We start from the raw sequence: 26,590 nt of genomic DNA on the forward strand, positions 1-26,590 counted from the left end.
ATATTTAAAACTGGTCCCGAAAGGGTTCAAGATCGCGACGACTGATCACAAAGACACCATGGCCACCGTGCTCGAATTCAACCCACAACAGCGGCAACTGGGGATAGGCCTCTTCCATATGGATCTGGCTGTTGCCCACTTCCACGACCAAAAGGCCGTCTTCGGTAAGGAAATCGCAGGCCTGAGCCAGCAGTCGACGGGTAAAATCGAGACCATCGCAACCGGAAGCCAGCGCCAGCTCGGGCTCGTGCTGGAATTCTTCGGGCAGATCACTCATGTCTTCGGCATCTACGTAGGGCGGATTGGCCACGATCAAGTCGTATTGATCACCTGCCGGCAACGCCGAAAACAGATCCGATTCTATCGGGATCACCTGCTGTTCCAGGCCATGGTTCTGAATGTTGATTTCCGCCACGTCCAGCGCGTCACGACAAATATCCAGCGCGTCCACTTCGGCATCCGGAAAGGCGTGGGCCAGGGCGATGGCGATACAACCGGAGCCGGTGCACAGATCCATGATGCGACGGGGCTCCAGGGTCAACCAGGGAGCAAAGCGGCCTTCTATCAGCTCGGCGATGGGCGAGCGTGGGATCAGCACGCGCTCGTCAACATGAAACTCGTAGCCGGCAAACCAGGCGGTATGGGTAATATAAGGGGTGGGTATGCGCTGCTCGACCCGCATCTTTAGTGCATCAAGCAGGACTTTTCGCTCGCTGGTCAGCAAACGGGCATCCCTAACCTGCGGCGGGCAATCCTGGGGCAGATGGAGCAAGGGCAGTATCAGCTGCACCGCTTCGTCCCAGGCGTTGTCGGTGCCATGGCCATAAAAAAGGCCGGCCTGCTGAAAACGGCTAACGGCAAAACGTAACCAATCACCTACAGTATGCAGCTCGATGAGTGCTTCATCATGAAAAAGCGTGTCCAAAACCCCTCCGCCTCGATAAAATGGCTGTTTTTTAATAATCGGATACAGACATGTCCCCCACCTCTTACCCCGAAGACGACGAAAAAGCGCTCTTTAAGGCAGCGGTGCAGGGTGTCCGCAAAATGAAGCAGGATACCATAAGTCCGCACCGGGCGCCGGTCAAGGTGAAAGCACAGCGGCAAATGGTACGCAAAGACAGGGCCGAGGCGCACCCTTTTTCCGATGTGTACGAACCTTATCTGGATCAGGAAGGACCCACCCGCTATCGCGAACCAGACACCTCGGCCTATGAGCTGAAAAAACTGCGCCGGGGCGATTATGTGCCTGAGTTGTTTCTGGACTTGCATGGCCTGACCCAGGAGCAGGCAAAAGAAGAATTATCGGCGCTACTGATAGCGGCCCGGCGCCAGCATGTTAACTGTGTAGCCATCATGCACGGTCACGGCAAGCATATTCTGAAGCAGCGGCTGCCGATGTGGCTGGTGCAACACCCCCAGGTGCTGGCCTTTCATCAGGCGACCCGTGGCTGGGGTGGCAACGCCGCCCTGCTGGTACTGCTGAGAATAGAGATTTAGCGGGAAAATAAAGCTGTAAGCCATCAGCAGCCCGAGGGGATTATAGAACCAGAGAAATAAGAAGGTCCCGAAGCGGATGCAGATATTGTCTGAAGGGCTGGATATGGTCGGAGACAAGAGTCGAAAACGCCGCTTTGATAACCGAGCAAATCCGGTTCTGCAAGCGGCGCTGTTTTAGCTACGGCTTATGGCTGCCCGTTTATGGCTATGTCATCACACGGCCTCGGCCGGTGCTTGCATCTTGCCGATCAGCTGGTTGATTTCCTGCACCGTACGGCGGTGACGATCATCGGCGTTCTCCGGCATCACCAGTATCCCTCTGGCGTAATGGAAAGCCCCGCGGCCATGAATGTATAACCGTCCACTGAAAAAGGTTTTTACATACTTGGCAATCAACAAAGGCTGATATTTGTTAAATATGCGCATGTCGCACCTCTGCTTTGTTTTCTTGTTATCACTCAATGCAAGGCCTTTATCCCAAAGACCCCAGTGCCTGGCAGTGTTGCTGATAATGAGGACGCACGTTATGCGGTCCTTCCAGCCAGTCGAACACTGCCCCCTGCTCTTTACCGAAGGACACCCTGGCTATGCCCGCGGTCACGAAAATCGGCGCCATGGTGGCCGGACAAAGACTCTCGACCAGAAAGCCGACCACGGGCATGTGGCTGACCACCAGCAGGTTGCCCCCGGGATGCAGATCGCCGTACGCCAGCAGCAAGCTGGCCGCAATATCCGCATCGGCATTAGGGGTAAGCTCCTCACAGCTTTCCACCTGGGTGCCAGAAATATATTTGGAGAGCTGCTGCCAGGTTTGTTTGGCACGCAGATAAGGACTCACCAGCACACGATCGAACACCGGTACTTGCGGTGCCAACCACTGCGCCATTAAACAGGTTTCATCCTTCCCCTGTACGGTCAACGGCCGTAATGCATCGCTTGATGCTTCCGGTGCCGCCTGCCCGTGGCGCATGATAAAGATATTCATCTCCACCTCACTTTCAGGCGAACCCGCCTTTTTCAACGGCGGGCATCATACCCCTGCATATTGTTGTGCTCAAGGATCCAGCTCACCCTTTACTCAAGTGGCAGGAACTCTGTTTTTATCCTTATCCTTAGCTATAACATAAAGAACACAGTTACACCGGAAATCGTTCGTTTTTTACGACCTCTGCGAAATTAAGGCGCTATATTCGGGCTGAAAACGGGGGGAAGTCTAGTGCGGCCGGATGACAATATGATGAAAACAAAGATAAAAAAACCGGCCCTGAGGCCAGTCTGAAAAACACATACTCACGACGGACTATAAACCAGCAATCAACCCCGACGCTTGTCCAGCCACATCAGTATTAAACAGGCCCCCACCGACACGCCGACAAAGCCCAGCAAAAAAATCAGCGGCATGGCGGCATAATCCAGGACGTCCCAGACAAATTTTTCCAGTACGCTCATAAGTGCTCCAAACAAATCCCAACCATGACAGTCTGTCAGATAAAGAGAAAACGGCCTTGCGCGAGATCAACTCAGGCCCGCAGCAGACCGTACGCCATGCCTCGGGCACACACCAGTGACCAGCGTCGTCTGGCCATAAACAAAGGGAAAATCGCCGGCCCGAACAGGCAACCCAGCAAGGCCCAGCGACGAGGCGGCAAGGCACTTTTCAGTGCGGCTACATAAAAAAGCCCGCCAAACAAGGGGACTGCGAGTGTAAAAATAAGGATCATAAACCGACCTCCTGATGAGGCAAAGATTAACACAACGTTTGCCGGCTTGTCAGGCAGACCGGTGGCACTGAATCGCGCGAGTCTGGCTGCCACCGGGCTCACAGGCTTCATGCAGCGCCTCCATGTCGGCTACTGACCCCAAGATCCGGTAAAGGTACAGCACTCGCCGGATTGAAAGTCACGGCTGGCCGCGAGAGTGTTCTTGCATTTGGTGATGCCAGGGCTAATAGTGAAAAATAAAGCAACATTCTGGTTGCAGACGGTGGCATTGATGCCGCCGGCTCCGAGGAGGGAATTATGCCTTATCGTAATATTCTGGTTGCTCTGGAGCTGAATCACAGGGAAAAACCGCTGCTGAAGCGGGCGGTAGAGTTGGCCGAGTGTCATCAGGCAGGGCTGCATATCATTCATGTCGAGCCCGACCTGAGCGGGGTTTATATGGGGAGTCTGAGTCTGGATTTACGCCAGCTAAAAAACAAGCTCCGCCTCGAAAGCGGTCATGAAATCATGCATATGCTCAAGGAGGAGCAACGCAATGCCAGCAGTGTGTCTTTGCCACACGGCGATGTTCGCCAGGCGGTACAGCTGGCGGTAAAAGAAAAACAGGCGGATTTGCTGATTTGCGGTCGCCAGCTTGAACGCCCCTTTCTTGGCCAGTTGTTTTCTCACTCGACCGGCTTTCTCGATATCAACGGCTGTGATTTGCTGGTGATCAAGCTATCGGACAAGACCTGACTGGAAACTGATGAGGGGTCGGGCGTGAATCGTCGTCGTTCTCCTCACCCTTCCCCTCTCCCCCCTCACGATGATATCAACGTAAACAGAAGCCCTGACGGTGCAAAAATTCCAGCATGAAAGGACGCGCCTCCCTGGCCAGGGTCTCCCCTATCTGTCCGGTCCAGCTCATGTCCTTGTTGCCCCCGGAACGAGTGCGGTAATACTGCCGTACCTGCTGGTCATAGGCCCGCATCTGGCCCTCGTCGAAGCGCGCCGGATAACGGTTTTCACAAAACACCAGGCTGGCCGGCAAACGGGGCTTGGGCTCGGGATCCTGCGCCGGATACCCGAGGCAGAGTCCGAACAAGGGTATCAGCCCCTTGGGCAGATCCAGCAAATCACAGAGCTCAAAAGGCTGGTTGCGCACCGCACCGATAAAGACACCGCCCAGGCCCAGTGATTCCGCCGCCGTCAGGGCGTTCTGCCCCATCAGCGCGGTGTCGATGGCCCCGATCAGCAATTGCTCGGCAAAGCCGGTTCTGGCCTCGGGCACCCACTGCAGGTGACGGTGAAAATCGGCACAGAATACCCAGAACTCGGCGGCACCACCGATGTAAGGCTGGTTACCGCACAGGGCCATCACCTCTGCCCTCAACCCGGGATCCGTCACCCGGATCACCATGGATGCCTGCAGAAAGCTGGAGCTGGAGGCCGACTGGGCCGATGCCATTATCGCCTCGCGCTGTTCGGCACTCAGGGCTTGTGCGGTAAACTTGCGGATAGAGCGGTGATGACGCATCACCTCGATGGCGGCTGACATTGTTACCTCTTGCTGTCGGTCTGTGTGTATCATCACCTTAAAGGAATCGCGCGCTAAAGAGGAGGCAGGGTGCGGGAAACACAACACATAAAGCCCATGTCGCGCCGCAACGGGCTGGCACTGACCCTGGCGGGCCTGGCCGTGATGCTGGCTCTGCTGCTGGTCGGCTACTGGCTGGATGACCGCGGCCGGCTGGTGGTGGTTTTTCTGTTCATGGCCGGCCTGGTGATGACGGTGCTCGGTATCCTCAAGCTGCGCGAGCCGGTGTACAGTTTTTCTCTGAGTGCCGACAACCTGCACTTTCACCACAAGATTGGTGGCTGGAGCCTGCACTGGAGCAATATCATACGGGTAGATCAGCCCCGGCTGCAGAGCGGGCTGGATCTGGTCGATCTACCCTACATAGGCATCAAGATCCGCGATTATGATGAATTTCTGCCACTGATGAGCCCACGGCTGGTGGTTCACCTGCTGACCGAACAAAGGCCCCTGCTGGCCATGGCCCTGCGTCATGGCGCCATCAGCCGCCATCATCTGCAAGACTGGCTGGTAGAAGACAGTCACTATCGCTCGGCCGGCGGGCAGCACTATCAGGGGCTCGCCGCCATGCTCGGTCACCGCATGACCCATCTGCGCGAGCTCTATGGGTATGATTTGCTGATACACGAGTCCAGTCTGGACCGGGAAGCAGCCGAGTTTATTACCCTGCTGCGCCGTTATCTGCAGCCCGTCATCTGAACAACCACCCCATCAACCAACCCATTACCAACATAGACAAGGCCGATGAAACATCTCGACTCGTTTTACCTGTTTATCAAGGTGGTACAGCAAGGCGGCTTTTCCCATGCGGCCAACCAGCTGGCCATGCCCACCGCCACCCTCAGCCGACGCATTTCGGCCCTGGAGCAATCGCTGGGTTGCAAGTTGCTGAGCCGCACCACCCGCAAGCTGCAACTGACCGAAGAAGGCCGGCGCTACTATGAACGACTCAACCCGCTGCTGACAGAGATGGAGCAGGTGACAGGCGATATTCAGGGGCAGCGTCAGCGCATGAGCGGGCTTATCAAGGTGGCCGCCCCCATCGCCATTTCCAACACTTTCCTGATCGACGGCATTACCGATTTCTGCCTTGAATATCCGGAAATACGCATCGACTTGCTGCAAAGTAACGACTATACCAGCCTGCTGGATACGGATCTGGACGTGGTGTTTTTCAGCGGCGAACTGCCCGACTCCAGCCTGCGGGCCCGTCGCCTGGGCGAAGTGCACTACGGCCTCTTTGCCTCCCCTCAGTATCTGGAGCGCGAAGGCATGCCGCAGGAACCGGAAGCGTTGGATCAACACCATATCATCCAGTGCTGGCCACATCGTAACTGGCAGCTGACCCATGAAGACGGTCGCCGCTTTCATCTGAAACCGGTGGCTCGATTATCGGTCAACCAGATGCAATCGGCAGTCAAGGTTGCCATTCAGGGGTTGGGGATAGTCAATGTGCCCAAGCATTATGTAGCGCACCATGTGAATGCCGGACTGCTGTGCCCTGTGCTACCCGGCTGGCTGGGCGGCAAGCGACCCTTTCATATGGTATATCACAACCGGGAGCTGGCACCGGTACGGCTCAATACCTTTATCGAGTTTATCGATCGACATATGCGGGAACGGTTGGCATCAACCTGGGTCCGACATCGGCAGGGGAAAAACGAAGAGAAATAATGCGACGGGTATAAACGGCGGGCAAAAAAATGGGCAGCTTCCCTCTGCCCGACTCCACTAACAAAAGATATCAATCTGTATTCTGTTATTGACGGTAACATAGCTTTTGCAGGTACATTAGCCGTTATTACGCAAAACGAAAAACGTGATTATTCCGTTTTTGCAATAATTACTTTTTCTCGGGCAACTGCTGCTCCCACAGGATCTTGCTCCCCTTCGGCCACCGCTGATCCAGATCCGCGTATTGCCGTTCCAGCTGATGGCGTTTGACCTTGAGTGTCGGGGTCATGATGTTATTTTCTATGGTCCAAGGTGCCGCCATCACCATAATGCCACCCAGCTTCTGATGCGACTCCAGCCGCCGATTGATATGGTCGAGCGTGGCGTTCAGTTGCTCGGAAATAGGCCCTTTATGATGCTGATCGGTGCCTTCGGCCAGCTGCACCAGGGCTAACGGCTGCGCCTGACCACTGCCGATCACGCAGGCCTGCTCGATCAAGGCGTTGTCGGTCAACATCGTCTCTATCGGTACCGGCAGTACATATTTTCCCTTGGCGGTCTTGAAGGCGTCTTTTATCCGCCCTGTGATGGTGAGATAGCCTTCTCCGTCGAGCTGCCCCTGATCACCGGTATGCAGCCAGCTATCCTGCAGAGCCTCTCGGCTCGCTTCTTCCTGCTTGTAATAACCGCGCATCATGCCCGGGCAACGACAGAGTATTTCGCCATTATCGGCAATACGAAGGTCGACATGAAGGCCCCGCCGGCCCACGGTACCCACCTTGTCGGAACGATAGGGATAGTTCAGGGTGGAATAAGCCAGGTTTTCGGTCATGCCCCAGGCTTCGGTAATCGGCATGTCGAGCTTCTCGTACCAGCGTAACAGCGACGGCGATACCGGTGCCGAGCCACATCCCAGCACGCGGGCATCGCTCAGGCCAAGGCCGGCCCGGATCTTCTTTTTGACCAATCCGGATATCACCGGAATTTTCAGCAGGATATTCAGTTTTTTCTGAGGCAACCTGGCCAGTATGCCGCTGCGAAAGTTGGTCCACAGCCGGGGTACCGAGATAAATACCGTGGGTGAGATGGTTTTCACATCGTCGATGAAGGTGTCCAGACTCTGGGCGAAGCCGACCTGCACCCCGCCATAGAGGCTGGCCCCCAGCACATAAACGCGCTCGGTAATGTGCGACAGCGGCAGATAGGAAAAGGCGCGATCCCGACTGTTCAGTCCCACTGTTTCCACTATGCCCTGGCAGGCCGCCGCGTAGGCGCCAAAGTCGATCATCACGCCCTTGGGATGACCGGTACTGCCCGAGGTATAGACCAGGGTCATCAGCCGATCCGGCTCCGGCGTCGGTGGCCGCGCTATCGGCTCCTGTGCCAGCATGCTGTCCCAGTCATGCTGGGTATGCAGGGCAGACGAATACGGCATGGCAATACGGAGAATACCTTCGGGAATGCCCGGCGCCTGTACCTCCGGCTCGTCCAGCTTGCCGGTGATAATGGCCCGGCTCTCGCTGTGCTCCAGCACATAACGCACGGTGTCGGCACCGGCGGTGGGATAAATGGGCACGCTGACAAAACCGCCCATCTGCAGGGCAAAGTCGCAGATAAACCACTCGGCACAGTTTTTGGACAACAAGGCCACCTTGTCGCCGGGCGACAGCCCTAGGGAATTCAGGCCCGCCACCAGGCGAGAAGCCTGATCCAGTACCCGCGACCAGCTGTATTCATGCCAGTGGCCGTCTTTTGGCTGACGCAGGTAGACGTCTTCGGGCTGGTGTTCGGCCCTGTGATACAGCATTTCCAGTGGCAGCTTGTCGGTATCCATGCTCATAACCATCCTTGTCTGTGGTGGGCACTGTTCTTCACAGTATTGCAAAAACCGCCGAAAGTACCAGTTGGACCAACGATAGGTTATTGATATTTCTGGCTTCTAGCATCCTCTGGCGGCGGCGAGGTAAGATCGATGGCACAGACCCGATCCCGCCCTTCTTGTTTGGCCCGATACAATTGCCGATCGGCGGCCGCCAGCAAGGCCTGAGGGGTCGAGTCGGAGGTAGGAACCTGCGTTGCCACGCCCAGGCTGATGGTCACCAGGTTACCAATCTCCGAGCCCTGGTGTTCTATGCCAAGCGCTTTCACCGCCGCCTGTATCTCGGCCACACGTCCTGCTGTGCCCTGTGCATCGGTATCGGGCAGGATACAGACAAATTCCTCGCCGCCATAACGGGCGACCAGATCGTGGGGGCGACGCACCGAGTGACTGAGTGCACCGGCCACCGCAATCAGGCAGTTGTCTCCTTCCTGATGTCCGTATCTGTCGTTGAACTGTTTGAAATAGTCCAGGTCCAGCAGTACCAGCGACAACGGCCGTCCCTCGCGCTGGCAGGCGCGCCAGCTAATCGCCAGCGCGTCATCAAATTTACGGCGGTTAGACACCTTGGTCAGGCCGTCGATCATGGCGATGGAGCGCAACAGATCACTTTGCAGCTTCAATGCCAGATGGGTGCGTACCCGGGCCGAGACGATCACCGGGTTGACTGGCTTGGTGATAAAATCCACCGCGCCAATTTCAAAGCCCTGGGCTTCTTCCGCTTCCTCTATTTGGGAGGTCACGAAAATAACCGGAATATCCCGGGTATCCGGATCGGCTTTCAGTCGGCGACACACCTCATGGCCACTGATCCCCGGCATGATCACGTCCAGCAGTATGATGTCCGGGCGCTGCTCCCGACAAACGGTGATCGCCTGCTCTCCACTCGTCGCCATCAGCACTTCAAATTCGTCCCGAAACACCTGATGTAGCACCCGTATGTTCACCGGCTGATCGTCCACAATCAGGATCCGTAACGGGCCTACCGGATGGGGAAAGGCATCCAGCAATTGTGTCAGATTCATAAAGCCTCCAATCGTTCGCGTACTATTCTGCTCGCAGCGGCGAAGTCCAGATTCTGGACGTCGGCGGCCAGCACTTCCCGCCGGTCGCTCACCGACTCGAGTACCGAAGCCGACAGCCGCTCAAAGTAGTCGATGGCGTCCATATTCCCCGCTTCCAGCAGCGCCAGCAGCTGTTCGAGTTGTTTTTTGGTGCAGTCCCCTGTGGCCTCCCGGGTGTCAGGCATCGCCTCGAGGTTGGCCACCGGCTCGGCAGCCGTCACCTGCCTGCTTACGGCTTCAAGCAGGGCCATCCGCTCTTGCGCCAGCTGTTCTTTCAAGACAGACAGGCCGGCTGCATTCAGCGAGGAAAAGACCTGCTCCCTATTCTGATCGCCTAGCTGTTGCTCGAGCGCCGACAGCCGGGCGGCAAAGGTTGCTGCCCCCATGGTGCCCGCCGCCCCCCTGAAGGTGTGCAGCGTCGCCGCCGCCGCCGGATCCCGCTCTCGAACATGGCGTTCCAGCTCATCAAACAACGCGCCGGCCTCTTCCTCGAACCCCATCAGCAGTCGTTGATACAGATGTGCATCCCCACCGAAACGGCGGATAATAACGTCGACGCTCTCACCTGATCCAGCCTGCCGTTCAGCTGGCTGCTCGGCGGCCGGATCGCCGTTGTCGGAGCAAAATGAAAGCAGCACGGCCACCAGTTGCTCTATATCCACCGGCTTGGCGATATGCGCATCCATGCCCGCGGCCAGACAGGCTCGCTGATCCGCCATGGTCACATTGGCCGTCATCGCCAATATCGGCAGATCCCGGCACGAGTCCTGGATCCGAATACGCCGGGTGGCTTCCAGACCGTCGATGTCGGGCATTTGCATGTCCATCAGCACCATATCGAACGCCGTCGGCGCCGCAACCACTTTACTAACCCCTTCCAGCCCCCCTTCGGCCAGCGTGACACAGGCCCCTTCACCACGAAGCAATTCGGCAGCGACCTGGCGGTTGAGGGCATTGTCCTCCACCACCAGCAGGCGCAGCCCCTTAAGCCGTTGCCTTAAGGGAGTAGGAATCGTCTTATGCCCCGGCACCACCGTATCTCCTGCCAATGCCTGCCGGACCGAGGTGATCAGTTGCTGCGGCGTCACGGGCTTGGTGAGGAAGTCGACAAAGGCCGGATTCTCCGTCTGCTGGGCCTGAACCAGTTGCTCGCGACCATAGGCCGTGATCATGATAACGGTAGGCAGGTGCTCCTGAGCCAGCGTCCGGATCTTCGCCGCCGCCTCCAGGCCGTTCATGTCGGGCATGGACCAGTCCATCAGCACCAGGTCATAGTGATTGTTTTGTTCTACTTCCAGCAATGCCGCCTGTCCGCTGTTGGCGATGCTCACCTGCCAGCCCTGCTGGCGAGCCACACGGGCCAGAATATCGGCCGACACCAGATGATCGTCCACCACCAGCACCCGCAGCGGTTGCCCGCCCGTCTCGGCCGGAACCAGTGCCGGTACTTCCTCTTCGAGGCCAAACATCACCTCGAACCAGAAGCAGCTTCCCTCGCCCGGTGTGCTGCGTACATGAAGCTCGGAGCCCATGAGGGCCAGCAGACGTTTGCTGATCACCAGCCCGAGGCCGGTGCCGCCGAAACGACGAGCGGTCGAAGCCTCGGCCTGATTGAATCCCTCGAGAATATACTCGAGCTTGTCTTCGGCAATGCCGATACCGGTGTCTGTAACCTCTACCCGCAGTCGCACCCACCCCGGGCTCCGGCTCAGCTCACTGAGGCGAACCACCACCTCCCCCTGCTCGGTGAACTTGATGGCGTTGCCCGCCAGGTTGATCAGGATTTGCTGCAGTCGCAGGCGATCACCAATCAGGCTGCCGGGCAGTGAAGGCGCAAAATCGAACATCAGTTCAACCGGCCTGGTACCCAGGTTACCGGACAGTACCACCGCCAGCTCCTGCATCAGTCCTTCCAGCTCGAATGGATGCGGCTCCAACTGCAGCTTGCCGGCCTCGATTTTGGCATAATCCAGAATATCGTTAAGCAGGCCCAGCAAGGATCTGGCTGCCATGTGTGCCTTGCCGATGTAATCGCTTTGCCGCTGATCCAGCGCCGTCTGCTGCACCAGCTGCAACATGCCCAGCACGGCATTCAAGGGCGTGCGGATTTCATGACTCATGTTGTTGAGAAAGGTCGACTTGGCTGCACTGGCCTCGTCGGCCTCCGCCTTGGCCTGCCGAAGGCCGGTTTCGAGTTCGCGCTGGGGGGTAATGTCTAGGTTGACGCCGGTTACCCGAATAGCCTGACCCTGCTCATCGCGTTCAACCTGGGCACCCGCCTGTATATAGCGTGTGCGGCCATCGGGCAGGACAATGCGAAAAACCAGATCAAAAGAGCTCGTCCCCTGTACCGCCGCTTGCAGGCTGGCAGTCATCATCTCGATATCGTCAAGATGCACCCGATCATGCCAATGTTCGTAGCGGAGCCCGTTATGGCGCAAGGTAACGGGGTAGTCGAATATCTCGAACATCTTGTCGTTCCAGTCCAGCGTATTGTCCGCCAGATGCCAACTCCAGACCCCCAGCCGGGCCGCTTCTGCCGCCATCAGCAACTGATCCCGCACCGCCGTCAATTCGGCTGTTCGCCGAACAACCTCGGCCTCCAGATTGCTGTTGAGGTCGAGGATACGAGCCTCGGCCTCCTTCTGGCTGGTAATATCGCGCACCGTCTTCGAGGCCCCGATGACCAAGCCCTGACTGTTGCAAATCGGTGAGACGGTAACGGAAACATAGAATCGATGCCCGTCTTGTCGCTGACGAATGGTCTCGAAATGGGGAATATGTTCGCCCTTGCTGACCCGAGCAAAAATATTGGCTTCTTCCTGCAGTCGATCATCCGGCACCACCAGACGGGTCAACGACTGACCGATAGCCATCTTGGCGGGATAACCGAATAGTTGCTCGGCTCCCCGGTTCCAACTGGTGATGATCCCATCGAGTGTCTCGCCGATAATGCCATCGGCCGAGCTCTCGACGATGGCCGCCAGCCGCGCCTGCTCGTCCAACACCTGCTGACGACGTTGTCGGCTCAGGTGAGTGGTGCCGATGAGTGACGCCGCCAATACACTGATCAGACACCCCAGCAGAAAAAGGTGCAGCGGAGACCCCGGGTTCAGACCTTGCACAAACGAGGGGTAAGCACTGAACCTGAACTCCCAGCGCCGGCCGTACACCTCGAATTGAACAGCCTCGCTATAAGCGCTGAAGGCCTCTTGGCCATTACTATAGAACCTTTGCTCCTCGCCGGGTTCGGTCACATCAAACAGTTCGAGGTGTACGACATCATCATCCAGGCGCAGAGTGGACAGTACCTCTTCCATCAACAGGGGGGCATAGCTCCAACCCAACGCCTGTTGCTCACGTTCGGCCTCGGTGGCCGGCGTCACACCGCCTCGATAAATGGGCATCAGGATCAGAAAAGATTGTTGTGGCTTGCCGCTGGCCTGTACCAGGGTGATAGGCCCGGTCAGCCGGACCTCCCCCGTGCGTATTGCCGCCTCTGCCGCGTCACGTCGGGTTTTCTCCGAGCCAATATCGAGGCCGACCGCCTCGATATTGCGCCCCACAGGTTCAATATACTGGATGACAAAACGCTCACTCTCGTGGGCGGCCAGCTCTTTTATCCGAAAATCGGGCTGCCCATCGGCTCGCGCCAGCTCGACAAAAGACTCGGTCATGAAGCGTGGTACTCGACGGACAAAACCGAACCCGCGGGCGCCGGGAAACTCTTTATCGATATTCCGCGTGAGGCTGTAGCGATGAAACTGAACACGACTAATACCATGCTCACCCGCCGTCAGCACGGCCCCACGGGCACCGTGTAAACCGTACAGATAACGCTCGAGGCGATTTTGGATCGCCAACTTGGTTTCTGCTGCGGCGTCGGTTACCGCCTCCTGCGCCCGCTGTTCATTGCTTTGATCGAGTTGCCAGGCCAGAAATATGCTGACCGCCAGCCCGATAACCAGGGTAAGCAATGACCAACGATTCCTGATAAAGCCAAAATGTAGCTTCAATGTATCGATTCCTTTCGCGGTAGGGCAGGTGAGTAGAACCAGGGGTTACCGCAATAGCTCACCCGACAGACTCATAGGGATGGAGTGCTACTGTAGAAAAAAAGGCTCTATATGAAAACCTTTTATGGTCGAAACTGGCAGCATGACAAGTTTGAAACAAGATGGGGCTGAGGCGCTGAAACGAAAAAACCCGCTGATTGCTCAGCGGGTTTTTCTGGAATATGGCGGTGAGGGAGGGATTCGAACCCTCGATACGTTGCCGTATACACACTTTCCAGGCGTGCTCCTTCAGCCACTCGGACACCTCACCATATTGTTGTGTTTTTTGATGACTGGTGTCACTTTCACCAGTTTATTATCTGTGGATTCATGTCCTCGGGCTGACGTAGCACGCTACGTGACTTACACCCCGGCTTTGCCGCTTGGCAGCCACTCGGACACCTCACCATCATTTTTTATTTTTCTTGCCGCCTGTCCGTTACCGTCCTCGGCGAGCGGGGCGTATAGTAGGCAAGCCGCTGGCGGGGTGCAATCTTTTTTTGCCTGCGCCGGAACCGTTTGCACAATATTACGCCACTGTGGTGTGTACCCGCTTGCCGACCGGCCGGGACAGGCGACGACGACGGGTGACTCTGGCATAATGGCGGCCCGGTTTTTTTCAGGTAAATTAGGACAATAATGACGGCAACAGCAGCTTTAACTCAGCTTAACGAACGCTTTCGGGGCTATTATCCGGTGGTGATCGACGTGGAAACCGGTGGTTTCAATGCCAGAACCGACGCCCTGCTGGAAATTGCCGCCATTACCCTGAAAATGGACAAAGATGGCTGGCTGGTGCCGGATCAGACCTTTCATTTTCATGTCTCTCCCTTCGAAGGCGCCAACCTCGAGCCCGCAGCCCTCGCCTTTACCGGCATAGATCCCTATAGCGCCTTGCGCGGGGCCGTGACCGAGCAGGAAGCCCTGGAGCAGATCTTCAAGGGTATTCGCAAAGGGCTCAAGGCCAACAAGTGTCAGCGTGCCATCGTCGTGGCCCACAACGCTTCCTTCGATCACGGCTTCGTGATGGCGGCGGCAGAGCGGGCAGGCATCAAACGCAATCCCTTTCATCCTTTCGCCACCTTCGACACCGCTACCCTGGCGGGCCTGGCGTTAGGGCAAACGGTACTGGCCAAAGCCTGCAAGGCCGCCGGCATGAACTTCGACAACAAAGAAGCACACAGCGCCCTCTACGACACCCAAAAAACCACGGATCTGTTCTGCCGTATCGTCAACCGCTGGAAGGAACTGGGTGGCTGGCCTCTGGCCCCCGTCGAGAGCGATATAAAGAACGAAGAAAACGACGATGGCGTAAGCGAGTCGACACCTTCGCTATGAGACACTTCTGCCCGCGACCCGACGCCAAGCCGGCCGGGTCGTGGGCCTGGTGATACCCTTCGCATTTAATAACTGATTTATTTGGTTGCTCTGCGAAGGTCGGTATTCAGGAAGAGGCTACCGTGGCCGGTACCTCCAGGTGTCCGGTTCTGACCCACAGCCGGGTGCCGGCCTGTGTCTTCAGCACCGGTTCGGCGCCAGAAGGAAACCGCAACCAGCTCAGCGCCGGATAATCCGAACTCCCGTCACGCAAGCATCCTTCCAGCACCAGAATTTCCAGCCCGTGTCGATAACAGCAGGATGGGAAGGCGCCATCTTCGGGAAAGTGCAGCACGCTGGTATGCACACCGCCATGATGGTGCAGCGGCAGCCGGCGATACCCCTGAGCGCCGGTTATCCATAATCTCTGCTCGGGCAGTATCTTCAACCAGGCATCGTCATCTTCAGCAAACTGGTTCAGCTTGACGAAAATCACGCACCCCTCGCGGGTGAAGGATCCGTGACGGCTACCGGGCGGATTCCGCACATAGCTGCCGGCGGGGTAATCGCCGTGTTCATCGGAAAAGATACCTTCCAGCACCCAGAATTCTTCACCCATGGGATGCAGATGTTCGGGAAAGTGAGCGTCTGGCTCAAACCGCACCAGGCTGGTGACATGGCCGCTTTCGGCCTGTTGGCGTTCCAGCGGATAGCGCCATACGCCCGCGGCAGGCGACGGCTGCCAGCGGCTGACATCGTAATCAAGAGAAAGGGGTTGGGAGAAATTCATGTTCAGCATCGGTTCATGTCCCGACAGACGAGGGTAGCTTCATCCTCGCCTGCCCTCACGTTTGGGTCAAGCAGGAAACGGCGTGCGGCATGAAGCGCCCATTTATGCGGCGCAAACCCGCAAACGACTCGACGTTTGCGGGCACGGCGTTATCACCTGAACGTCTCGCGTGCTCTGATCCGCCAGCGGCCCCGGCGGTTACAAAACACTGCAAGCTTACGGCTTATGGCTTATGGCTGTAGTCAGATACCGATACCCCTCGCCCTCGGCCACGAAGGTCAGCCGATGGCTGATGCAACCTGGTGCATCCTCTTGATGATGCGATACAAACAGCAGCTGAGTGCTGCCTTCGGCCACCAGCAGATCGATCCAGCGTTTGACCCAATGCCGGTTGAAGCTGTCCAACCCCTGCAGCGGCTCGTCCAGGATCAGTATGGGTGGATGCTTGACCATGGCGCGGGCAATCAGCAGCAGCCGTTGCTGACCGTAAGACAGATGACGGAACGGCTCGTTGGCCATGTCCTGCATGCCGAGCAGGCTCAGCCATTGATCGACCAGCGCCAGCTGGGCATCACCCGGCTGTTGATAGACGCCGATGGAGTCGAAGAAACCGGACAGGATCACCGCCCTGGGGGTGGCGGTGACGCGGTAATCCTGTTGCATGCTGGTGCTGACATAGCCGATGTGCTGTTTGATGTCCCAGATGCTCTCGCCGCTGCCCCGTCGATGCCCGAACAGGGTCAGATCGTTGCTGTAACCCTGGGGATGATCGCCGGTAACCAGACTCAGAAGGGTCGACTTTCCGGCGCCATTGGGACCGATGATCTGCCAGTGCTGGCCCGGATCTACCTGCCAGTTCAGGCCGGTAAGAATACGCTTGTCACCATAGCCGACCTCGATATCACGCATGATGATACGCGGGGTATCGGCATCCAGTACCCGGCGTTGTGCGTCCGGGTCTGCCGGTGGCAGTGCCTGAGTCGCGTTTTCCATTGCCGCCAGATGGCTCAGTTGCATCAGCTCGGCCGATGCCGCCACCTCGGCGCGCGGACCGGCCAGGCTCAGTTCACAATCGGCCAGAATGCCGAGCCGGCCGGAGAAGTCGGGAATTTCCTCGAAACGGTTGAGGATCAGTACCAGGGTCTGCCCCGCCGTCGCCAGCTCCTGCAGCAGGGTCATCAGGTCCCGGTGCGACGCCACGTCCAGGCCGTCGAAGGGCTCGTCCAGGATAAGCAGCTCCGGCCGCTGCAACAGGGCCCGGCACAGCAGCACCTTGCGAGTTTCACCGGTTGAAAGATGGCGAAACCCCCGGTCCAGCAGCGACTGAATACCGAAACGTGCGGCCAGCAGCTCCAGTTCGTCCGCATCGCCCCCGGCTTCCAGCATGATCTGGCGAGCGCTGTGCCCCTCGTCCTGATAGTCGAGCAGGTCGCTCTCGTCCTCTTCCCGTTCCCGGTCGGCCAGTTGCTGCAGCTGCTCGAAGGACACCCACTCTATATGATCGAAACCGTTGTCGGCCTCCCCGCCCAGCTGTGTCAGCTCGCCGGCCAGGGCGCGGGCCAGCGCCGTTTTGCCGCTGCCATTGGCACCAACAAAGCTCCAGCATTGCCCGGCGTCCAACTCAAGCGCCTTGACGGACAGGCGATGATGTTCGCTGATGGCGAAGTCGGCGTTACTGATACGAATGGCAGTCATGGGATCAAAATTCCTTCTCGATGAATCATAAAAAGGCACATCATCGACAACCCGGCTCTGTGATGCAAGTAACAATATGCGCCACTAAATCCTTAATTGTGAGCCAGCACGCAACCGAAGACGGCAGAACAAGCTAACGTTTAAAGGTCTTTTTTCATCGAGGTATTCATATGCGCTATCACCCGGACCTGCTCAACGAACTGAATCTGCTGTTGCATTTCAATCTCGATACCACCCAGCAAGGCATCAAGGTACATAGCGATGCCGAGCCGTCGTTGATTGCCGCCGCCAGACGCCTGCATGAGAAGGGGCTGAGCACCCAGCCAGATGGCGGCTACCTGACCGACCTGGGCCGTGAGGCCAGTGAACACGCCCAGGCGCTGCTGACACTGCTGCGCGAACCCGCCACCGCCTGAAATTTTCTGACGGCGCCTGAATGACGCGTCGCTTTCATCACCCATAAAAAATGCCGGCAATGGCCGGCATTTTTATTTCATTCGAATCGCAAAAGGCTTACAGGCCGCTGGCGTTCTCGGTCAGGTACTTGGCTACGCCTTCGGTAGATGCTTCCATACCTTTTTTGCCTTTTTCCCACTGAGCCGGGCACACTTCACCGTTGGTCTCGTGGAATTCCAGGGCGTCGACCATGCGCAGCATTTCGTCGATGTTACGACCCAGCGGCAGATCGTTAACCACCTGGTGACGTACCAGGCCGCTCTTGTCGATCAGGAAAGAACCGCGGAAGGCCACACCGGCTTCCGGATGCTCAACGTCATAGGCCTTGCAGATGTCGTGCTTGACGTCGGCAACCAGCGGGTATTTCACCTGGCCGATACCACCGTTTTCCACGGAGGTGTTACGCCATGCGTTGTGGCTGAACTGGGAATCGATGGACACGCCGATCACTTCCACGCCACGCTTCTGGAATTCTTCAAAGCGATGATCGAAGGCGATCAACTCTGAAGGACATACGAAGGTGAAGTCCAGTGGGTAGAAAAACACCACGGCTGCTTTGCCCTTGGTGAATTCCTTGAAGTTGAAGTTATCAACGATTTCGCCATTACCCAGTACAGCAGCAGCGGTAAAGTCGGGGGCCTGACGGCCTACCAATACGCCCATGTCTATCTCCTTGGTGATTACACTAATGGGTTTCCAGGAAACCACGTCGTTCGATTACACAGTATATGGGCGCCTGCGGCCAAACCCAAGGGGCAGCACACGCGATATGTTGCCGGTTGCGCAAAGTTTCAGCGGCGATGAATGCAGATTGTCGACAAAAAAGCTCGACATTCCGGGCTGAATTCGCAAACTAGCCCCCCTTAGTTTTCCTCTGCAAAAAAATACCATAAGGATATTCAATGAATCCTGTTGTCGTCGCCGTCTGCCTGATGCTGGCCCTTAGCCTGCTACGCATCAACGTGGTGATCTCTCTCGCCCTCAGCGCCCTGGTCGGTGGCATGGTCGGTGGCCTGTTACTGACCGACGCCGCCAAAATCTTTGCCGATGGTCTCGGTGGTGGTGCCACCATCGCCCTGAGCTACGCCATGCTGGGCGCCTTTGCCGTGGCCATTGCCCGCTCCGGCATTACCGATTTACTGGCGGTCAAGGTCATCAAGGCCCTGGGCCAGAACGCCACGGCCGGCCGCGTACTGTGGATCAAGGCCATGCTGTTGTGCGCCCTGTTGCTGGTCGCCATTTCATCCCAGAACCTGATCCCCATTCATATCGCCTTTATTCCCATCCTGGTGCCGCCGCTGCTGCATGTGATGGCCAAGCTCAAACTGGATCGTCGTGCCGTGGCCTGTGTGCTGACCTTCGGCCTGACCGCCACCTACATGATGCTGCCGGTCGGCTTTGGCGGTATTTTTCTCAATAACATCCTGCTGGCTAACCTGATCGAAAACGGCGTGGCCGTGAGCAAGTCGATGCTGCCCACCGCCATGGCCATTCCGGTTGGCGGCATGTTCCTGGGATTGCTGGTGGCCCTGTTCATCAGCTACCGCAAGCCGCGCCTTTATGATGAAAGCAAGATACTGGCTGTCGAGCCCGAGCATATTCAGATCAACGTTTTCCATATCGGCATCGCCGTAGTGGCCATTCTGAGCGCCCTGAGCCTGCAGCTGTACAGCGACTCCATCATTCTCGGCGCCATGGTCGGCTTCGTGATTTTCACCCTGGGTGGCGTCATCAAATACAAGGAAAGTCAGGACGCCTTTACCCAGGGGGTGAAGATGATGTCGCTGATCGGCTTTATCATGATTGCCGCCGCCGGTTTTGCCGCCGTGATGAAGGCGACCGACGGCATCGGCTCCCTGGTACAGGCGGTCGACTCGGTGCTGGGTGACAACAAGGCACTGGCGGCCCTGGCCATGCTGGTGGTGGGGCTCTTTATCACCATGGGCATCGGCTCGTCGTTTTCCACCATTCCCATTATCGCCCCCATCTATGTGCCGCTGTGCATAGCGCTGGGCTTTTCGCCGCTGGCGACCCTGGCCATTATCGGCACCGCCGGCGCCCTGGGTGATGCGGGCTCTCCCGCCTCCGACTCCACCCTGGGCCCCACTTCGGGCCTGAATGCCGATGGCCAGCACGATCACATATGGGACTCGGTAGTACCGACCTTCCTGCACTACAACCTGCCGCTGGTCGGTTTCGGCTGGGTTGCGGCCATGGTGCTTTAAGCCACGAACACGTAAAACAGCGACATCTGCACGACCACAATTTCATGCCGGGCAAGCCCCGGCATTTTTCTGCCTGCCAGATCTCACAGCTTATGGCGTGCAAAGAGGCAACAGGGTTGCCTCCTCCGACACGCTTCTGGCCCATCCATGGGCCGCTCAGCAAATACCATCCCTGGTATTTGACGGTCGGCTGAGGCAATCCCTGCCGCCTATTTTTAACCTCTGAGTCATCGGATGATAACGCCAACAGACGCCGGGGCATCAAGGAGGGCAAAGGGATCTGCTCCGTCGACCATCACATGACAGGGATGTCATGTGCTGAGCGTCACAAGGAGGTGCTTGAGCGAGTCAGCGGAGCGGGCCTTTTGTCCGACGTTTACGCCGATCATTTGTTTCGTGGGATTGATATCACATCTCACATCTATCGCCACGTCAGATCAGGGAGCGCAGCAGGCCCCGTAGCCACTGCAATGCCGGCTGGCGGTCGTGTAGCGGATGCCAGACGCAGTTGAGATGATAGGCCGGCAGATCTTCCGGCAGTGTTACCCGTTTCAGCGGCAGCGCCTCGGCCAGCATTTCTGCCACCTTATGGGGCAGAATCAGCAGGTGATCACTCTGACTGACGATGGCCGCCGCCGACATGTAGCTCTGGCTGTTGACCGAGATGCTGCGTTTCAGATCCTGGCTTGCCAGCCAGGTATCGACGATGGACTCCCGGGTGCCCAGAGGTGAATGAAACACATGGGGCAGCCCGGTCAGCTGCGCCAGGGTTATCTGCTCGGTCACCACCGGGTGCTCCCGCGCCACCAGCCCCGCCAGCGGCTCGGTCAGCCAGGTTTCGGTACGCAGCGATCCCGGTACCTGCATGTATTCATCGAAACCCAGCACCAGATCCACCTCGCCGTTGGCCAGCGCCTGCTCGGGTAGCCGGTCCCGCAGTATCCCGATTTCGATACGCACGCCCGGGGCTTCGGTCTGCAAACGGCGGATCAGGGGCGGGATCAGCACACACTCGACGTAATCGGTAGTGCTGAGCACGAAACGTCGGTTCGAGGTAGCCGGTACGAAGCTGTCTTCCCGCCCCAGCTCCTGTTCGAGCAGCTCCAGGGCCTGCCGCACGGCCTGATGCAGGGCCTGGGCCCGTCCGGTCGGCTGCATGCCGGTGGCGCTGCGCACCAGCAGCGGATCTTCGAAAAACTGTCGCAGCCGGTTAAGCGCATGACTCATGGCGGGCTGGCTGATAAAACACTGCTGGGCCGCCCGGGTGACGTTGCGCTGGGTCATGAGGGCATCAAAGGCCAGCAACAGGTTAAGGTCGAGCTGATGCAGCTTCATCTTTATTCACCAGATAAATAATTAAATTAATACTATTCATTTGATGGATGATAACGCAAGGGGCACACTGCGATCTGAAGGGTCGAGTTGTTGATAAATGAGTGACGCGCAGCACGTCGACCAAAGGAACAGCCCCGCCGACTCGCTGCGAATACATCCATGCAAGATCGGACATGCTATCTGACCGTCAGGGACGGTGGGAATGCCGGAAAGGCAGGAGCATGTTACGGTCGGCGGAGCAGATCCCTTTCTCCTCCCCCAGCTACAATATGCTGACAATTTAACGAGTTAAGGAGTTGATTATGGCAATGGTTACCGTGGCCGCTACCCAGATGGCCTGCAGCTGGAACAAAGAAGAAAACATCAATCGTGCCGATAAGCTGGTACGTGAAGCAGCCACCCAGGGGGCACAGATTATCCTTATTCAGGAACTGTTCGAAACGCCCTATTTCTGCATCGACCAGAGCCCCGAGCACTTCGCCCTGGCTCATGACGTCGACAACAGCCCGCTGATCCGTCATTTTCAGGCGCTGGCCAAAGAGCTGGCCGTGGTGCTGCCGCTGAGCTTCTTCGAGAAAGCCGGTAACGCCTATTACAACTCCCTGGTGGTGATCGACGCCGATGGCAGCGTGCTGGATCTGTACCGCAAGACCCATATTCCCAATGGTCCGGCCTATCAGGAAAAACAGTTCTTCACCCCCGGCGACACCGGCTTCAAGGTGTGGCAGACCCGCTATGCCAAAATTGGCGTGGGCATCTGCTGGGATCAGTGGTTCCCGGAAACCGCCCGCAGCCTGGCGCTGATGGGTGCCGAGCTGATTTTCTATCCGACCGCCATCGGCTCCGAGCCCGCCTATCCCGAGATCGACAGCCAGCCGCACTGGACCCGTACCCAGCAAGGCCATGCCGCCGCCAACCTGGTACCGGTCATCGCCTCCAACCGTATCGGTACCGAACAGAGCAAATACATCGACGGCCTCGAGATGACCTTCTACGGCTCTTCCTTTATCGCCGATCAGTTCGGTGAGCTGGTGGCACAGGCAGACAAGACCACCGAAGGCGTGCTGGTGCACAGCTTCGATCTGGAAGACATCGCCAAAACCCGTATCAGCTGGGGCCTGTTCCGGGATCGCCGTCCGGCCATGTATCACACCCTGCAGACCTCCGACGGCAAGCAGCAGGGAGGTCGCTGATGGACGCACTCAAGGGTTTTCACATGCCCGCCGAATGGGCTCCCCAGCAGGCGGTATGGATGATCTGGCCGCACAGGCCCGATAACTGGCGCGAGCAGGGTAAACCGGCTCAGGCCACCTTTGCCAGGCTGGCCGAGGCCATTGCCGCCGCCACGCCTGTATATATGGCGGTACCGGCAGAAGAAATGGACAAGGCAAGGCAATTGATGCCGCCACAGATCAACCTGGTGGCCATCGACAGCGACGACGCCTGGGCCCGGGATACCGGTCCTACCGTGGTCATCAACGGCAAAGGCGAGGCCGCCGGCATCGACTGGATGTTCAACGCCTGGGGCGGCCACGAAGAAGGCCTCTATTATCCCTGGGAAAAGGATCAGGCCATGGCCGGCGCCATGCTGGCCCATCAGCAACTGCCGGTGCACAAGGCACCACTGGTGCTGGAAGGCGGCTCCATTCACGTGGATGGCGAAGGCACCCTGCTGACCACCGCCGAGTGTCTGCTCAACCCCAATCGCAATCCGGACTACACCCGGGAAGACATAGAGCAGCAGCTGAGAGAGTACCTGGGCGTCAGCCATTTTATCTGGCTGCCGCACGGGGTCTATCTGGACGAAACCAATGGCCACATCGACAACATGGCCTGTTTCGCCCGCCCCGGTGAGGTAATACTGCACTGGACCGATGACAAGAGTGATCCTCAGTATGCCCGCTCACAGGCGGCATACAAGGTGCTGAGCCAGGCCCGGGACGCCAGGGGGCGCGCCTTGAAGATATGGAAACTGCCCCAGCCCGGCCCCCTGTTTATCACCAGGCAGGAAGCCGCCGGCGTGGCTCCCGGCGCCGGTGTGCCCAGGGTTGCCGATGAGCGGATGGCGGCCTCTTATGTCAATTTCCTGATCACCAACAACCGGCTGGTGTTTCCGCTGCTGGACGAGCGTACCGACGACGAGGCCCGCCGGATACTGGAAACCATCTTCCCGGAGCTGGAAGTGGTCGGGGTTCCGACCCGGGAAATCCTGCTCGGCGGCGGCAATATCCATTGCATCACCCAGCAGATCCCGGCGGTGTAACACCGGGCGTGAGGCGTATGGAGGTGCCCATGCTTCGCAGGGCCTGCCGACGCAAGTGGTATCGACAGATGATGATATCGCAATAAAAAGCCCCGTTAACCGAGTCGGTTAACGGGGCTTTTTTGTATCGCAATCGCGGTTATCGCACTACTGGGGCCGCACGCTGCCCTTGAGGCCGGTGAGCCGCTCCAGCGCCGACAATTGCTGTTCCAGACGTGCTTTGCTGTCGGGCCCCACCCAGACCCGGTTCAGCTCACCCTGACGGGGTACCGACGGGGTGGTCTGAGCCCGATAACCGGATGCTCGCAGTTTTCTGACCAGCGCATTGACGTTATCCGCATTGCGAAACGCTCCCAGCTGAACCACATAGTCTCCCTGCTGCGGCGCTACCTGCGTAATGACCGGTGCCGGTTTTATGATCGGTGCGGGTTTCACCACCGGGGCCGGCCTGGGCGCAGGTACGGGTTTCGGCTCGGGTTTAGGTTCTGGTTTCGGCTCTGGCTTAGAGACCGGCTTAGGCGCCACCGGCGGTGCCTCTTTGGCCTGTTCCAGCGACCAGACCTCCGGCTTGGCCTCCGCCGACACCGGCTGGCCGGCCGTTACCTGCTCACCGTCCGTCTGCTGCTCGGCGGCGGGCGGTGCCATCACTACGGGGCGGGCCGGTTCGAGTTCCGGGCGCAGCGGTATGGTGACCGCCTCATCGGGGACCAGCTGTTGTTTGCCATCCAGCAGATCGGGCAGAAAAATAACGCCCAGCGCCACCAGAATGACGGTACCCACTAATCGATGCTGAAATTGTGTCGCCAAAGCGCCCTTCCTCACTTGCTGCCAGTTATGCCGTTGGTTATCTTCTGCTCGCCAGCACCTCGGCAACGGTAAAGAAGGAGCCGAAGGCGATGATGATGTCCTGCTCATCCGCCTGCGCTTCTGCCGCCGCCAATGCAGCCGTGACCGAGTCGAAACAGGTGCCCGCTTGCCGTTCGGCCAGCTCGGCCGCACTGGCACCGCGAGGGCCGCCGAGACTGGCCAGATACCAGTCGTCGACCAGGTCACGCAAGGGGGCCAGGCTGGCGGCAATGTCCTTGTCCTTGAGCATGGCCACCACAGCCAGGCAGCGACCGCCGCCCTTGATACCGGCTAGCCGGCTGGCCAGGTAGCCGGCCGACTCCGGGTTATGGGCCACGTCCACCCACAGCCTGGGTGTCAGCTGCTGCAGGCGGCCGCTCAGGCTGGCCTGTTGCAGCCCCGTCTTTATCGCCTCGATATCGAGGGAAAACGGCGACAACGCCAGGGTCGCCAATGCCGTTGCCGCGTTCATCAGCGGCAGACTCGGCAACGGCAGGGTGTCCAGACTCAGGCCCAGGCCCTGAAAACACCACTCATCATCCAGCGCCTGCCATTGATAATCCCGCCCGGTGCAACTCAGCGGGGTTCCCAGCTGCTCGGCATGGACCAGCAGGCTGGCCGGAGGGTGAGCATCGCCGCACACCGCCGGCTTGCCGGCGCGGAAAATACCGGCTTTTTCGAAGCCGATGCTTTCCCGGTCAAAGCCCAGCCAGTCGGTATGATCGAGCGCCACCGTGGTGACCACCGTCTGATCCGACGCCACCACATTGGTGGCATCCAGCCGGCCACCCAGCCCCACTTCCAGCAACACCACCTCGGGCGCCGCATCACGGAACAGCCACAGCGCCGCCAGGGTGGTGAACTCGAAGTAGGTCAGTGCCACCTCGGCCCGGGCCGTTTCTACCGCGGCAAAGGCGGCACAAAAGGCGTCTGCCGCCGGGCTGACACCGTTGATACGCACCCGTTCGCGATAATCGACCAGATGAGGAGACGAATAGACACCGACGCTATGACCACCGGCGCGCAGCATGGCCTCGAGCAGGGCGCAGGTGGTGCCCTTACCGTTGGTGCCGCCGACGGTGATCACATGGCTTGGCAGGCTGAGCAGATCCAGCCTGCCGGCCACCAGCGCCATGCGCTCCAGCCCCAGCTCGATATGAGCCATGTTGAGGCTTTCCAGTACGACCAGCCAGTCGGCAAGCGATCGGCTGCGAGAGTCCACGAGGCTGCTCATCAGAACTCGGCCGGCTCCTGATTCATCAACTTGCCGATGAGTCCTGCCAGCTTGTCGCGCATTTCACGACGATCGACAATCATGTCGATGGCGCCATGCTCCAGCAGGAATTCGCTGCGCTGGAAACCTTCGGGCAGTTTTTCCCGTACCGTTTGTTCGATGACGCGCGGACCGGCAAAACCGATCAGTGCCTTGGGCTCGCCGACGTTCACATCGCCCAGCATCGCCAGACTGGCAGATACGCCACCCATGGTCGGATCGGTCAGCACCGAGATATACGGCAGACCCGCCTGTGACAAACGATTGAGTGCGGCACTGGTCTTGGCCATCTGCATCAGTGAGAACAGGGCTTCCTGCATGCGGGCACCACCGGAGGCGGAGAAACACACCAGGGCCCGGTTTTCTGCGATACAGGCATCAACCGCCTTGATAAAGCGCGCCCCCACTACCGAAGCCATGGAGCCGCCCATGAAGGAGAATTCAAAGGCACAGGCCGCCACCGGCAGGCCTTTGAGGGTGCCGGTCATCACCACTATGGCGTCTTTTTCGTTGCTGTTTTTCTGAGCGGCGCTGAGGCGGTCCTTGTATTTCTTGGAGTCTTTGAACTTGAGCACATCCTGGGGCTCGAGTTCGGCACCCAGCTCGACACGACCATCCTGATCGAGGAACTTGTCCAGTCGCATCCGACCGCCAATGCGCATGTGGTGATCGCACTTGGGACAGACTTCCAGGTTGCGATCCAGCTCGGCACGGTACAAAACCTGCTCGCAATTGGCGCACTTGGTCCAGACCCCTTCCGGAATGTTATGACGACGAACACCGATGTTCTTATTCTTGGGAAGAATTTTCTCAAGCCAACTCATGGAAATCCTTAGCGTTATTGCATCGTTATTGCAGCTTTGTCACTGCATGGTTATTGCAAGACAATTGCATCGTTATCACGCAGTCTGGTCAGATTGG

General features: G+C 58.2%; 25 protein-coding genes and 1 tRNA gene. 9 read left to right on the top strand and 17 right to left on the bottom strand.

Annotated elements, in window-relative coordinates; genetic code table 11:
* Nucleotides 1-4: 4 nt before the first annotated feature.
* Nucleotides 5-925 carry a 50S ribosomal protein L3 N(5)-glutamine methyltransferase gene (gene prmB / locus ACLEIV_RS01830; protein ID WP_410454954.1) on the bottom strand — a complete coding sequence of 307 codons (921 nt, stop codon included), beginning with the start codon at nt 923-925 and terminating at the stop codon, nt 5-7.
* Between the two features lie 50 nt (nt 926-975).
* Here prmB and smrB point away from each other — a divergent pair, with 50 nt between their 5' ends.
* Nucleotides 976-1,500 (top strand): endonuclease SmrB, encoded by a 525-nt coding sequence (gene smrB, locus ACLEIV_RS01835; protein WP_410454955.1) that lies wholly within the window; start codon nt 976-978, stop codon nt 1,498-1,500.
* A 213-nt stretch (nt 1,501-1,713) separates the two neighbouring features.
* Here smrB and ACLEIV_RS01840 read toward each other — a convergent pair whose 3' ends face one another.
* The 4 genes from ACLEIV_RS01840 to ACLEIV_RS01855 all read right to left on the bottom strand — a co-directional run bounded on the left by ACLEIV_RS01840 (nt 1,714) and on the right by ACLEIV_RS01855 (nt 3,221).
* Nucleotides 1,714-1,926, bottom strand: coding sequence for a DUF1107 domain-containing protein (locus ACLEIV_RS01840; protein WP_410454956.1), 213 nt, complete (start codon nt 1,924-1,926; stop codon nt 1,714-1,716).
* 46 nt (nt 1,927-1,972) lie between these two features.
* Complete coding sequence (sixA, locus tag ACLEIV_RS01845) at nt 1,973-2,485, bottom strand: phosphohistidine phosphatase SixA (RefSeq protein ID WP_410454957.1); 513 nt, start codon at nt 2,483-2,485, stop codon at nt 1,973-1,975.
* A 329-nt stretch (nt 2,486-2,814) separates the two neighbouring features.
* Nucleotides 2,815-2,949: a TIGR02808 family protein gene (locus ACLEIV_RS01850; protein WP_410454958.1), complete on the bottom strand. Its 135-nt coding sequence runs from the start codon at nt 2,947-2,949 to the stop codon at nt 2,815-2,817.
* A 71-nt stretch (nt 2,950-3,020) separates the two neighbouring features.
* Entirely contained in the window at nt 3,021-3,221 is a 201-nt protein-coding gene (locus ACLEIV_RS01855) for a hypothetical protein (RefSeq protein WP_410454959.1), read from the bottom strand.
* Between the two features lie 297 nt (nt 3,222-3,518).
* On the opposite strand from ACLEIV_RS01855, the gene ACLEIV_RS01860 reads away from it, so the two are divergent.
* Nucleotides 3,519-3,956, top strand: coding sequence for a universal stress protein (locus ACLEIV_RS01860; protein WP_410454960.1), 438 nt, complete (start codon nt 3,519-3,521; stop codon nt 3,954-3,956).
* 76 nt (nt 3,957-4,032) lie between these two features.
* On the opposite strand, the gene nfsA is transcribed toward ACLEIV_RS01860, so the two are convergent.
* Nucleotides 4,033-4,758 (bottom strand): oxygen-insensitive NADPH nitroreductase, encoded by a 726-nt coding sequence (gene nfsA, locus ACLEIV_RS01865; RefSeq protein ID WP_410454961.1) that lies wholly within the window; start codon nt 4,756-4,758, stop codon nt 4,033-4,035.
* A gap of 69 nt (nt 4,759-4,827) precedes the next feature.
* On the opposite strand from nfsA, the gene ACLEIV_RS01870 reads away from it, so the two are divergent.
* Nucleotides 4,828-5,496 (top strand): DUF2982 domain-containing protein, encoded by a 669-nt coding sequence (locus ACLEIV_RS01870; protein ID WP_410454962.1) that lies wholly within the window; start codon nt 4,828-4,830, stop codon nt 5,494-5,496.
* A gap of 45 nt (nt 5,497-5,541) precedes the next feature.
* Nucleotides 5,542-6,471, top strand: coding sequence for a LysR family transcriptional regulator (locus ACLEIV_RS01875; protein ID WP_410454963.1), 930 nt, complete (start codon nt 5,542-5,544; stop codon nt 6,469-6,471).
* A gap of 169 nt (nt 6,472-6,640) precedes the next feature.
* Here the strand turns inward: ACLEIV_RS01875 and ACLEIV_RS01880 are convergent, their stop codons facing one another.
* From ACLEIV_RS01880 to ACLEIV_RS01895, 4 genes are all read right to left on the bottom strand, one after another.
* Nucleotides 6,641-8,311 (bottom strand): AMP-binding protein, encoded by a 1,671-nt coding sequence (locus ACLEIV_RS01880; RefSeq protein ID WP_410454964.1) that lies wholly within the window; start codon nt 8,309-8,311, stop codon nt 6,641-6,643.
* An 80-nt stretch (nt 8,312-8,391) separates the two neighbouring features.
* Nucleotides 8,392-9,375, bottom strand: coding sequence for a diguanylate cyclase (locus tag ACLEIV_RS01885; protein ID WP_410454965.1), 984 nt, complete (start codon nt 9,373-9,375; stop codon nt 8,392-8,394).
* The gene (locus ACLEIV_RS01890) at nt 9,372-13,430 is read right to left on the bottom strand and encodes a CHASE domain-containing protein (RefSeq protein WP_410454966.1); all 4,059 of its coding nucleotides are present in this window, start codon (nt 13,428-13,430) and stop codon (nt 9,372-9,374) included. Before ACLEIV_RS01890 ends, ACLEIV_RS01885 begins: the two co-directional genes overlap by 4 nt.
* Nucleotides 13,431-13,652: 222 nt before the next feature.
* Nucleotides 13,653-13,740: transfer RNA gene (locus tag ACLEIV_RS01895), tRNA-Ser, on the bottom strand.
* A 368-nt stretch (nt 13,741-14,108) separates the two neighbouring features.
* Between ACLEIV_RS01895 and rnt the strand changes: the two genes are divergently transcribed.
* Nucleotides 14,109-14,807 carry a ribonuclease T gene (rnt, locus tag ACLEIV_RS01900; RefSeq protein ID WP_410454967.1) on the top strand — a complete coding sequence of 233 codons (699 nt, stop codon included), beginning with the start codon at nt 14,109-14,111 and terminating at the stop codon, nt 14,805-14,807.
* Between the two features lie 106 nt (nt 14,808-14,913).
* Here rnt and ACLEIV_RS01905 read toward each other — a convergent pair whose 3' ends face one another.
* On the bottom strand, nt 14,914-15,585 hold the full coding sequence (locus ACLEIV_RS01905; protein ID WP_410454968.1) for a cupin domain-containing protein: 672 nt from the start codon (nt 15,583-15,585) through the stop codon (nt 14,914-14,916).
* Nucleotides 15,586-15,792: 207 nt separating this feature from the next.
* Nucleotides 15,793-17,271: a molybdate ABC transporter ATP-binding protein ModF gene (gene modF, locus ACLEIV_RS01910; RefSeq protein WP_410454969.1), complete on the bottom strand. Its 1,479-nt coding sequence runs from the start codon at nt 17,269-17,271 to the stop codon at nt 15,793-15,795.
* 170 nt (nt 17,272-17,441) lie between these two features.
* Here modF and ACLEIV_RS01915 point away from each other — a divergent pair, with 170 nt between their 5' ends.
* Nucleotides 17,442-17,687, top strand: a complete 246-nt coding sequence (locus tag ACLEIV_RS01915; protein WP_410454970.1) for a TIGR02647 family protein — start codon at nt 17,442-17,444, stop codon at nt 17,685-17,687.
* Nucleotides 17,688-17,784: 97 nt separating this feature from the next.
* Here the strand turns inward: ACLEIV_RS01915 and ACLEIV_RS01920 are convergent, their stop codons facing one another.
* The gene (locus ACLEIV_RS01920) at nt 17,785-18,390 is read right to left on the bottom strand and encodes a peroxiredoxin C (protein WP_410454971.1); all 606 of its coding nucleotides are present in this window, start codon (nt 18,388-18,390) and stop codon (nt 17,785-17,787) included.
* A 239-nt stretch (nt 18,391-18,629) separates the two neighbouring features.
* Between ACLEIV_RS01920 and ACLEIV_RS01925 the strand changes: the two genes are divergently transcribed.
* Nucleotides 18,630-19,952: a Na+/H+ antiporter family protein gene (locus ACLEIV_RS01925; protein ID WP_410454972.1), complete on the top strand. Its 1,323-nt coding sequence runs from the start codon at nt 18,630-18,632 to the stop codon at nt 19,950-19,952.
* A gap of 432 nt (nt 19,953-20,384) precedes the next feature.
* Here the strand turns inward: ACLEIV_RS01925 and ACLEIV_RS01930 are convergent, their stop codons facing one another.
* Nucleotides 20,385-21,287, bottom strand: coding sequence for a LysR family transcriptional regulator (locus tag ACLEIV_RS01930; protein WP_410454973.1), 903 nt, complete (start codon nt 21,285-21,287; stop codon nt 20,385-20,387).
* A gap of 302 nt (nt 21,288-21,589) precedes the next feature.
* On the opposite strand from ACLEIV_RS01930, the gene aguB reads away from it, so the two are divergent.
* Both aguB and aguA read left to right on the top strand, forming a co-directional pair.
* Nucleotides 21,590-22,480: an N-carbamoylputrescine amidase gene (aguB, locus tag ACLEIV_RS01935; protein WP_477529378.1), complete on the top strand. Its 891-nt coding sequence runs from the start codon at nt 21,590-21,592 to the stop codon at nt 22,478-22,480.
* A complete protein-coding gene (gene aguA, locus ACLEIV_RS01940; RefSeq protein ID WP_410454974.1) occupies nt 22,480-23,550 on the top strand; it encodes an agmatine deiminase in 1,071 nt (356 codons plus the stop codon). The genes aguB and aguA overlap by 1 nt, the downstream gene beginning before the upstream one ends.
* Before the next feature lie 147 nt (nt 23,551-23,697).
* Here the strand turns inward: aguA and dedD are convergent, their stop codons facing one another.
* Genes dedD through accD form a run of 3 tightly spaced genes read right to left on the bottom strand, consistent with a single transcriptional unit; the run spans nt 23,698 to nt 26,493 of the window.
* Nucleotides 23,698-24,357, bottom strand: a complete 660-nt coding sequence (gene dedD, locus ACLEIV_RS01945; RefSeq protein ID WP_410454975.1) for a cell division protein DedD — start codon at nt 24,355-24,357, stop codon at nt 23,698-23,700.
* A gap of 37 nt (nt 24,358-24,394) precedes the next feature.
* Nucleotides 24,395-25,633: a bifunctional tetrahydrofolate synthase/dihydrofolate synthase gene (gene folC, locus ACLEIV_RS01950; RefSeq protein ID WP_410455090.1), complete on the bottom strand. Its 1,239-nt coding sequence runs from the start codon at nt 25,631-25,633 to the stop codon at nt 24,395-24,397.
* Nucleotides 25,630-26,493, bottom strand: a complete 864-nt coding sequence (accD, locus tag ACLEIV_RS01955) for an acetyl-CoA carboxylase, carboxyltransferase subunit beta (RefSeq protein ID WP_410454976.1) — start codon at nt 26,491-26,493, stop codon at nt 25,630-25,632. Before accD ends, folC begins: the two co-directional genes overlap by 4 nt.
* Nucleotides 26,494-26,590: the final 97 nt, after the last annotated feature.

It is taken from the genome of Oceanisphaera submarina (assembly GCF_046521305.1).
Lineage (GTDB): Bacteria > Pseudomonadota > Gammaproteobacteria > Enterobacterales > Aeromonadaceae > Oceanimonas > Oceanimonas submarina.

Excerpts from the sequence above, each read along its gene's own strand:
- smrB (WP_410454955.1), top strand. The coding sequence starts at position 976 with ATGTCCCCCACCTCTTACCCCGAAGACGACGAAAAAGCGCTCTTTAAG.
- ACLEIV_RS01840 (WP_410454956.1), bottom strand. The coding sequence starts at position 1,926 with ATGCGCATATTTAACAAATATCAGCCTTTGTTGATTGCCAAGTATGTA.
- sixA (WP_410454957.1), bottom strand. The coding sequence starts at position 2,485 with ATGAATATCTTTATCATGCGCCACGGGCAGGCGGCACCGGAAGCATCA.
- ACLEIV_RS01850 (WP_410454958.1), bottom strand. The coding sequence starts at position 2,949 with ATGAGCGTACTGGAAAAATTTGTCTGGGACGTCCTGGATTATGCCGCC.
- ACLEIV_RS01855 (WP_410454959.1), bottom strand. The coding sequence starts at position 3,221 with ATGATCCTTATTTTTACACTCGCAGTCCCCTTGTTTGGCGGGCTTTTT.
- ACLEIV_RS01860 (WP_410454960.1), top strand. The coding sequence starts at position 3,519 with ATGCCTTATCGTAATATTCTGGTTGCTCTGGAGCTGAATCACAGGGAA.
- nfsA (WP_410454961.1), bottom strand. The coding sequence starts at position 4,758 with ATGTCAGCCGCCATCGAGGTGATGCGTCATCACCGCTCTATCCGCAAG.
- ACLEIV_RS01875 (WP_410454963.1), top strand. The coding sequence starts at position 5,542 with ATGAAACATCTCGACTCGTTTTACCTGTTTATCAAGGTGGTACAGCAA.
- ACLEIV_RS01880 (WP_410454964.1), bottom strand. The coding sequence starts at position 8,311 with ATGAGCATGGATACCGACAAGCTGCCACTGGAAATGCTGTATCACAGG.
- ACLEIV_RS01885 (WP_410454965.1), bottom strand. The coding sequence starts at position 9,375 with ATGAATCTGACACAATTGCTGGATGCCTTTCCCCATCCGGTAGGCCCG.
- rnt (WP_410454967.1), top strand. The coding sequence starts at position 14,109 with ATGACGGCAACAGCAGCTTTAACTCAGCTTAACGAACGCTTTCGGGGC.
- ACLEIV_RS01905 (WP_410454968.1), bottom strand. The coding sequence starts at position 15,585 with ATGCTGAACATGAATTTCTCCCAACCCCTTTCTCTTGATTACGATGTC.
- modF (WP_410454969.1), bottom strand. The coding sequence starts at position 17,271 with ATGACTGCCATTCGTATCAGTAACGCCGACTTCGCCATCAGCGAACAT.
- ACLEIV_RS01915 (WP_410454970.1), top strand. The coding sequence starts at position 17,442 with ATGCGCTATCACCCGGACCTGCTCAACGAACTGAATCTGCTGTTGCAT.
- ACLEIV_RS01920 (WP_410454971.1), bottom strand. The coding sequence starts at position 18,390 with ATGGGCGTATTGGTAGGCCGTCAGGCCCCCGACTTTACCGCTGCTGCT.
- ACLEIV_RS01925 (WP_410454972.1), top strand. The coding sequence starts at position 18,630 with ATGAATCCTGTTGTCGTCGCCGTCTGCCTGATGCTGGCCCTTAGCCTG.
- ACLEIV_RS01930 (WP_410454973.1), bottom strand. The coding sequence starts at position 21,287 with ATGAAGCTGCATCAGCTCGACCTTAACCTGTTGCTGGCCTTTGATGCC.
- aguB (WP_477529378.1), top strand. The coding sequence starts at position 21,590 with ATGGCAATGGTTACCGTGGCCGCTACCCAGATGGCCTGCAGCTGGAAC.
- aguA (WP_410454974.1), top strand. The coding sequence starts at position 22,480 with ATGGACGCACTCAAGGGTTTTCACATGCCCGCCGAATGGGCTCCCCAG.
- accD (WP_410454976.1), bottom strand. The coding sequence starts at position 26,493 with ATGAGTTGGCTTGAGAAAATTCTTCCCAAGAATAAGAACATCGGTGTT.